This window comes from Buttiauxella sp. (assembly GCF_035271705.1).
Lineage (GTDB): Bacteria > Pseudomonadota > Gammaproteobacteria > Enterobacterales > Enterobacteriaceae > Buttiauxella.
In genome coordinates this window covers 1-5487 of sequence record NZ_DATERI010000092.1, presented here as the reverse complement: position 1 = coordinate 5487, position 5487 = coordinate 1, and the positions used below count along the sequence as shown (strand labels likewise).

The 5487-nt window shown below is 53.3% G+C and carries 5 protein-coding genes; 2 read left to right on the top strand and 3 right to left on the bottom strand.

Features of this window, described 5'->3' with window-relative positions; genetic code table 11:
- From VJY99_RS08275 to VJY99_RS08265, 3 genes are all read right to left on the bottom strand, one after another.
- Positions 1-983 (bottom strand): AMP nucleosidase (locus tag VJY99_RS08275; protein ID WP_324117578.1); only part of this gene is annotated, 983 nt, incomplete at its 3' end.
- Between the two features lie 107 nt (positions 984-1090).
- Entirely contained in the window at positions 1091-2659 is a 1569-nt protein-coding gene (locus VJY99_RS08270) for a rhodanese homology domain-containing protein (protein WP_324117577.1), read from the bottom strand.
- Positions 2656-3267: a cysteine dioxygenase gene (locus VJY99_RS08265; RefSeq protein ID WP_324117576.1), complete on the bottom strand. Its 612-nt coding sequence runs from the start codon at positions 3265-3267 to the stop codon at positions 2656-2658. The genes VJY99_RS08270 and VJY99_RS08265 overlap by 4 nt, the downstream gene beginning before the upstream one ends.
- A gap of 188 nt (positions 3268-3455) precedes the next feature.
- Between VJY99_RS08265 and VJY99_RS08260 the strand changes: the two genes are divergently transcribed.
- Together VJY99_RS08260 and VJY99_RS08255 are read left to right on the top strand one after the other, a co-directional pair.
- Positions 3456-4541, top strand: a complete 1086-nt coding sequence (locus VJY99_RS08260) for an LLM class flavin-dependent oxidoreductase (protein WP_324117575.1) — start codon at positions 3456-3458, stop codon at positions 4539-4541.
- The gene (locus tag VJY99_RS08255) at positions 4541-5467 is read left to right on the top strand and encodes an ABC transporter substrate-binding protein (RefSeq protein ID WP_324117574.1); all 927 of its coding nucleotides are present in this window, start codon (positions 4541-4543) and stop codon (positions 5465-5467) included. The genes VJY99_RS08260 and VJY99_RS08255 overlap by 1 nt, the downstream gene beginning before the upstream one ends.
- Positions 5468-5487 lie beyond the last annotated feature (20 nt).

The following is a 5487-nucleotide window of genomic DNA, read 5'->3' as shown; positions in this document are numbered from 1 at the left end:
CGCAGATAGGCGTGAGCCAGCACATAATCGCCAATTGACTGGCTTTCACGCAGACCGCCGCAGTGACCAATCATCAGCCAGGCCGCCGGGCGCAATACCGCCAGGTGGTCGCAGATATTTTTGGCATTCGATGGCCCAACGCCAATGTTAATTAGCGTTATCCCGGTGCCGTTGGCATCGATCAAATGCCAGGCTGGCATTTGGTGTTTCTTCCAGGCGAGATCAGAGATGGCCTCTTCGGGAGCCTGGCTGTCGGCGGTTAACCACACGCCACCGGCACATGAAAGCGCGACATAAGGGCTTTCCGGGTCAAGAATTTGCTGGCATCCCCAGCGTACAAATTCATCGACATAACGGGTGTAGTTGGTAAACAACACGAAAGGTTGGAAATGCTCAACCGGCGTGCCAGTGTAGTGGCGCAAACGGGCGAGCGAGAAATCGACACGGCGTGCATCAAAATGCGAAAGCGGGTAGTACTCAGTGGGGTGGAACAGGCCATCTGCCGTTTCATCACCAATTTGCGACAATTCGGTGGTCGGGAAATGACGAGGTAAACCGGCGCTCATTGAGCGGTCTAGCGACAAACTCGAGCCATCAATCACATACGGATACGGGATTTCGTGTAGCGATAAACCCACTTCAATTTGCGCACCATAATCTTCATACAGCAGAGTTAATTGTTCGGCGAGATAATGGCGAAACAGTGCAGGGCGGGTGATGGTGGTGGTGTAGCTGCCGGAATGGGTGAAGCGGGCATAAGCGCGCGTTTTGTTGGGATGATGAATGGTGCCATCCCAACTGACCCGTAACTCGGGGTAGACAAATAATCCGGCGGCACGCTTTTGAATTTCGGGTAGTGTGCCGTTTTCAACGTACTGGGCGATGGCCTCGCGCAGTGCGTTGACCGAAGCATCGTACAGCTCCTCTAATTTATCGAGGGCCTGGCTTGGGGTAAGGGCAGTGTCGGCTGTCTGATGCGTCATCTTATCTCCTTATCCTGCAGATTTACGCAGGGCTGTTTCGATAGTATGTCATCGACGAGACTCGAGCTACATCTTCAGTGTTATCCGACACGCGGATTTTATCCTGGCTACAATACCCAAAAACCATGCGTTCCGTCTTGTTCAAGCTGCGCCACTAGCCCGTATTCCCACTGAAGATAGTCTTCCATTGCCTGGCGCGGGACCTGGGTTCCCTCATAAGGACGGCGATAGCGATCTTCAGGCGCATGTAACTGGCCTTCCGGTCCATGTACTAGCGGATGCTTTTGCGCAATCCAGGCCAGCGTTCCACCCTGCAACACATAGATGGGGCTTTTGGACAATGCACGCAATTCAGGCACGACAAACCTTGCCAGTGCGCTGCTTGTGCAGGTGAGAACCCACCGTTCAGGTTCAGGTAATTGAGCGACGGCCTCGGTTAGCTGGCTGCGGCCAAGCCATTTTGCACCCGGAATGTGTCGGGCGATAAAATTGGCTGAGGTGGTGAAATCCAATACGGTAGTGCCCGTGCTTTCAAGCCAGGAGGCCAACGTCTGAGCAGAAATTTCTTCCACCTTGGGTGCAGTCGCTAATGATGGCTGCCAGTCCCCGCGTTCGGTAAACAATTCCTCCGGTGCTTCCAGCACGGCGACTTCCCAGCCCATTTGTGCAAGCCATGAGGCCGCCATCGGTGCCCGAATACCATCCCTGTCAACCAGAACGATTCGCCCGCCACGAACAGCTGCGTAGTGATCGGTTTCCTGCACCAGTTGCCCGCCAGGCACTGATCTTGATCCCGGTAGATGTCCGGCACGATATTCATCAACCGAGCGCACGTCGATTAGCCAGGAGTTGCGATCGCTGTTGTGCTGCCAGGTTTGCCAGTCGCTCCAACTGATAAAACTTACGCCAGCACTGGTGGCCAGTTCCCAGGCTGCAATGCGATCGGCCTCATCACCTTCACTTGACTCAGCCTGGCGTTCTTGACCATGCTCCAGCGCTTGCCCGGCAAGTGTCCAGCCAATGGTGCCGTTACGCAACGCCGCCACGGGGTTGGTAATGCCTGCATTAATCAGCGATTGCGTACCGATGATGCTGCGTGTACGCCCTGCACAATTAACCACAATTTGTGTTTGCGGGTTGCTGACCTGAGCACGTGCCTTCAATACCAGATCCCCGCCGGGGAGACTGACTCCCTGAGGTATACTCATCGTCTGGTATTCGTCATAACGCCGCACATCAAGCACGACAACATCGGCTCCTTGCTGCAGTAAATTCTGCACGTCCCCTGCGCTGAGCGAAGGTGTATGCCGTTTTGCTTCAACCAGTTCACCAAATGCTTTACCTGGCACATTCACATCGATGAATAGCTCCCCGCCAGCTTCCTGCCAGCCCTGTAATCCACCCGCCAGCAGCGCAACATCTCGATAGCCGAGCTGTTTAAGTTTTTCTACTGCTTTAACCGCCAGGCCTTCACCATTGTCATAAACAGTAATGGGTGTGGAACGACGCGGGATGCGGGAATACACCTCAAGTTCGAGTTTCCCCAGTGGGAAATTGGCGGCAAATAAGGGGTGCCCGCTGGCGAAAGGAGCCTCTTCACGTACATCGATAAGCGCCAGTTCTTCTTTGTTGATCAGTGCCGCACGCAACTGTGCGTAATGTCGTATTTCACTCATATCCCACCCTCTTTTGACAGGTCCCAGATATTCGGTATGAAAGCACTCGAATAACCGGAAATAAATGGTTTATCACTGCCATTCGGCGTAAAGACCCGGCGATGAACCGCCCCGATATTTGCTCCGTAGACGTGAATACTGATTGAGACCCGATCAGTGAAAGCATTACTGACCTGATGCACATCCTGAGCGTTTGGTGAGACGGTGGCTATTTCACCTGGGTTGAGCGTGGTCGCTTCACCCTCTGCCACCCATTTACCCTTCACCTTCGCATAAAACTGGCTGTGTTCAGCGCCACGCAGCATGCCAATCATTCCCCACACGCCGTGATTATGAATGGGCGTTTGCTGGCCTGGGCCCCAGACAAAACTCACTACCGAAAAGCGCCCTTGAGGATCGGCATAGAGTAAATGCTGCTGGTAGTGCTGTGGATGGGGAACAGCCGCCGCGGCAGGCAGCCAGTCATCATGGCGCACCAGTTCGGACAGTAACGGGTGGCCCTTTTCAAGCAACGGTTTCTCCTGGTGGAAATGCTCCACCAGGCGCGAGAACTCAGTCAGAAAATGGCGTAAGCGCGCGTAATTTGGTGCGGACGGCGTTATGGACATAGCTCGCTCTCAGTCGGACTAAAACAAGGAGACTATCAGCCAGTGACTTGGGTGCAAATGCCGGAAAAGCAATACGTTATCTAAAATGCTGCATAGCTAAAACCTGGCAAAACATAGTGATAAATAGCATTTCAGACGCGCCCACAACCCGTTAAGGTGAAAAAACAAACAACGATAAGGAACCTGCAATGAGCATTCAATTCCTCGGTATGATTGGCCATCGACTGGCCTCCGAAATCTTGCCCGCCACTGGCCCGATTTTTGATAAGAACTATATAGCCCGTTTTGCTAAAGCCCATGAAGACGCAGGTTTTGACCGAGTTCTGGTGGGTTACTGGTCCGATCAACCGGATGGTTTTTTGGTCACTGCCCATGCGGGTGCCCACACTTCACGTATTAAATTTTTGCTGGCACACCGCCCTGGATTTGTGGCACCTACTGTTGCAGCGCGCAAACTTGCCACGCTGGATAATCTTCTCGATGGTCGCCTCGCGGTGCATATCATCAGTGGGGGTAGTGATGCCGAGCAGCGCAAAGATGGCGACTGGCTGAATAAAGAAGAGCGTTATGCCCGTACCGACGAATTCCTCACCGTGCTGAAAAGCAGCCTTGAAGGAACTGAGCCTTACGATCACACGGGCGGCTTTTACCGCGCCGAGCAAGCGTTTTCAGCCATTAAACCGCTTCAACCACATTTGCCGGTCTATTTTGGTGGTTCATCCGATGATGCTATAGAGGTCGCCGCCAAACACGCCGATGTTTTTGCCCTATGGGGTGAGCCACTGGCTGGGGCACGTCAGACTGTTGATGCAGTTCGCCGAGCGGCTAAACAGCACAATCGCGATATCAGTTTTAATATCTCCTTCCGGCCAATACTGGGCAAAACTGAAGCCGAAGCATGGGAAAAAGCGGAATATATTCGAGAAACCACCCGCAAACATCTGGAGGAAAATCAGCATACTTACGGCCTGAATAAGCCTCAGAGTGTGGGGGCAAAACGCTTGCTCGAGGCTGCACATTTGGGTGACCGCCTGGATAAACGTTTATGGACGGGGATTGCGGCTCTGGTTGGCGGTGGTTACAACTCCACCGCACTGGTCGGCACGCCGGACCAGGTTTCCGATGCGCTGCTCGATTATTACGATGCAGGTATCGACAGCTTCTTAATTCGTGGTTTTGATCCGCTCAATGATGCCATTGAATACGGAAAAGAACTCATCCCACTGACGCGTGAAAAAACCGCGGCCCGCCAACACTTTGCGAGGAGCGCATAATGAAACACTGGATTGTTGCTGGGCTTGCCCTGGCGTTATGGGGTAATGCCGTACAGGCTGAAGTGACATTGCGTATTGGCGATCAAAAAGGGGGGATGCGTTCACAGCTTGATGCGGCTGGGAAGCTGGAAGACCTGCCTTACAAAATTGAATGGTCTGAGTTTCCCGCAGCGGCTCCGCTGGCAGAAGCCCTCAATGCAGGAGCAATAGATGTGGGAATTATTGGCGATGCCCCACTATTGTTTGCCGTGGCAGCTGGTGCGCAGGCTAAAGCCATTGCAGTGAGCAAGGCGGATGCTTATGGCACTGCACTGCTGGTACGCCCCGATAGTCCTGTCAAAAGTGCGGCTGATCTGAAAGGCAAAAGCATCGCCACAAACCGAGGTTCTATTGGTCATTTTGTCGCACTCAAAGCGTTGGCATCTGCGGGGTTGAGCGCGAAGGATGTGACTTTCCGCTTCCTGCCGCCAAGCGAGGCAAAACTGGCACTGATTCAGGGCTCGGTTGATGTCTGGGCAACGTGGGAACCCTACACGGCCTATGCTGAAAGCGTGGATAAATTACGTGTTGCGGTAAACGGGCGTGGATTGTGGTCAGGTAATAGTTTCCTTGCAGCAACGGACAGCGCGCTCGCTGACCTCGAGAAAAAAGCGGCTATTACCGACTATCTGCAACGTCTGAACGCTGCGCAAATCTGGGCGAATCAGCATCCGGATATTTACGGTAAAGCCCTCGCGAAAATTATCGGCTTCCCGGAAGACGTAGCACGGCTGTCGTTTGAACGCCGTCACCCCGTTTGGCAAACGATTAACGATGCGACGGTGACGCAGCAACAGCAAACCGCAGACTTCTACTATGCAAGCGAATTGCTGCCGAAGACGATTCAGGTAATACCGACATTTAGCCATGCTTTTCAGGTGAATTAATAAGAGATTTGGCTCAGGAT